Origin of the sequence: Streptomyces sp. NPDC006265 (genome assembly GCF_040613555.1) — a bacterium.
In the GTDB taxonomy this organism is placed as follows: domain Bacteria; phylum Actinomycetota; class Actinomycetes; order Streptomycetales; family Streptomycetaceae; genus Streptomyces.
The window spans coordinates 1-2043 of record NZ_JBEXSH010001225.1; the positions used below are offsets into that span (position 1 = coordinate 1).

General features: G+C 71.5%; 1 protein-coding gene, 1 tRNA gene, 1 pseudogene and 1 riboswitch. All 3 genes and pseudogenes read left to right on the top strand.

Annotation, left to right across the window (positions count from 1 at the left end; all coding sequences use genetic code 11):
- The coding region (locus ABZ281_RS47370; protein ID WP_356664818.1) for a tetratricopeptide repeat protein at window positions 1–897 on the top strand (897 nt) is incomplete at its 5' end.
- Between the two features lie 82 nt (window positions 898–979).
- A tRNA-Met gene (locus ABZ281_RS47375) sits at window positions 980–1053 on the top strand.
- A gap of 322 nt (window positions 1054–1375) precedes the next feature.
- Window positions 1376–1532, top strand: a riboswitch (cyclic di-AMP (ydaO/yuaA leader).
- A gap of 11 nt (window positions 1533–1543) precedes the next feature.
- Window positions 1544–2043, top strand: a pseudogene (locus ABZ281_RS47380) (M23 family peptidase); the annotation flags it as partial.

The following is a 2043-nucleotide window of genomic DNA, read 5'->3' on the forward strand; positions in this document are numbered from 1 at the left end:
GTACCTACGCGGCGACGGCGTGATGATCGGCCTTCTTCAGGGGCGCGGGGCCTGCTCTGCGCCGAGCAGGGGCGCACCCCGCAGGCAGAGCAGTGGTACCGGCGCGCGGCCTACGCCGGGCACCGGGAGGCCGCGAACGCGCTGGCGATCCTGCTGCTGCGGGGCGGCGACGAGACGGGCGCGGAGCCGTGGTTCTCCAAGGCCGCGGAGGCGGGGAGCGTGGACGCCGCCTTCAACCTCGGCATCCTGCATGCCGGGCGGGACGAGGAGCAGGCCGCGCTGCGCTGGTACGAGCGTGCCGCTGCCGCCGGGCACACCGAGGCGGCGCTCCAGGTCGGCATGGCGAGGCTGCGGGACGGCGACGAGCAGGAGGCCGAGCGGCACCTGCGCTGTGCGGCCGGGGGCGGGAGCGCCGAGGCCGCGTACCGGCTGGCGACCGTGCTCGACGCGCGGCGGCCGCCGGAGCCCGCGCACGAGCTCGGCGAGCCGGTGCACCGGCGGAGCGAGTGCGAGGAGTGGTACGAGCGGGCGGCCTCACAGGGGCATCGGCGGGCGCAGGTGCGGGTCGGCATGCTCGCGGCGGCCCGGGGCGATGTCGTCGAGGCGGCTCGGTGGTACCGGGAGGCGGCCGAGGCCGGGTCCCGTAACGGGGCGTTCAATCTCGGGCTGCTGCTGGCCCGGGAGGGGAGCGAGCCGGAGGCGGCGATCTGGTGGACGCGGGCCGCCGACGCGGGGCACGGGCGGGCGGCATTGCGGCTGGCCCTGGTCTACGCGCGTCGGGGTGAGCTGGCGGAGGGGCAGCGGTGGGCCGACCGGGCCGTGTCGCTGGGGCCGGCGTCCGTCACCGAGAGGGCGGAGCGGCTGAGGGATGCGCTGCGGCAGGAGCTGTCCGCGTGAGGTGGTGTGGGTGGGGCCGGGGTGCAGCCGGGCAATGGATTTGCATCCGCCCTCCGCGGTGACGTAACGTTGCATTCATCGCCGCGGGGTGGAGCAGCTCGGTAGCTCGCTGGGCTCATAACCCAGAGGTCGCAGGTTCAAATCCTGTCCCCGCTACTGAAGGCCGAGGGCCGGAATCCGAAAGGGTTCCGGCCCTCGGTGTATTACCGGAACCTCATGGTGCGTACCGGTCTCTCATGGCGCGACGGCTCATTACGTTCGGTGAGCGAACCACCCCGTTCCGCATAACAACTGACACACCGTCAAACCTCGTCAGCCACGTGCGATGCAGTCAACTCGCCCGATTTGAGCCGGTCATGGCAGGTAGGTCCGCGCGAAAAAGGTTAATGATCAAGTGGAATCGCTGGAATACCCCTCGCGCCTCCATTAACGTTCGATAACGCAGCGCGGTCGTCCCAGCCGTCACAGAAGGCGGCTCCGTGCGCACGCGCCGAATCCCGAAAGGGAACCGGGGAACCACCACTTGGGGTGAATCGGGCGGATACCACCGTGGAAGCACGGCAGGTATACGCGCGTAGGAGACCTTCCTGCTCCGAACCCGTCAGCTAACCCGGTAGGCGAGAAGGAAGGAAAGGAGTACGCCCACGTGGCGTCCAACCGGCCTGCCCCCGCGGCCCAGTACGCGCCGAAGCGCGAGACCGACACCTTCGGATTCGGCGGTCAGCGCACCGACGAGGGCCCGTTCCAGGAGTGGAACCCCACCGAGGAGTCCATCCGTCCTGCCCGTGGCCGGCATCGCGTCACCAAGCAGCGGGGCGGAGGCCTCGCCCGCAGCTCCACCGTCCTGGGCGTCGGCGTCATAGCCGCCGTGGGTGCCGGCGGCATGGCCAGCGCCCAGACCGGCAAGCCCCCGGTGTCCATCTCCGTCCCGGACCTGCCCTCGGTGGGTTCCCTCATCTCGGACGACGACACCCCCGAAGGTTCCGCCACCCCGCTCAGCAGCCTCGGCACCGCCACCGCGGACACCGCGAAGGGCACGTCCGGCGCCCGCGTCGGCGCCGGTGACGCGCTGCGTGCCCGGATCATGGCGCAGGTCGAGCACCAGCAGGAACAGATCGAGACCAAGGCCGCCGAGGACGCAGCGGC